The 264-nt window shown below is 67.0% G+C and carries 1 pseudogene; it reads right to left on the bottom strand.

The features are described 5' to 3' along the window. Positions 1-32 precede the first annotated feature (32 nt). Positions 33-264, bottom strand: a pseudogene (locus SB751_RS31625) (peptide ABC transporter ATP-binding protein); the annotation flags it as partial.

The raw sequence follows: 264 nt of genomic DNA, 5'->3' as shown, positions 1-264 counted from the left end.
CCGGAACCTGACGGCCCGACTACCGCAAGTGTCTATCCGCGTTGGAGTGTGAGCGACACGTCGCGCAGCACCGGCGAGCCCTCCGGAACGGGGGCACCCGGCTCGCGGCGCCCGATCGATACGGTCAGCAGCCGTTGCGTATATTTGTGCTTCGGTGCCGCGACTACGTCGCGCGCCAGTCCCTGTTCGACGATGCGGCCGTTGCGCAGCACGATGAGTGTGTCGGCGATGCGAGCGACGGCCGGCAGATCGTGGCTGATGAAC

The organism is Cupriavidus sp. SIMBA_020, assembly GCF_046535395.1.
Lineage (GTDB): Bacteria > Pseudomonadota > Gammaproteobacteria > Burkholderiales > Burkholderiaceae > Cupriavidus > Cupriavidus campinensis.
Note: the sequence above shows the minus strand (reverse complement) of the source record. Positions and strands in the feature narration are given on the sequence as shown.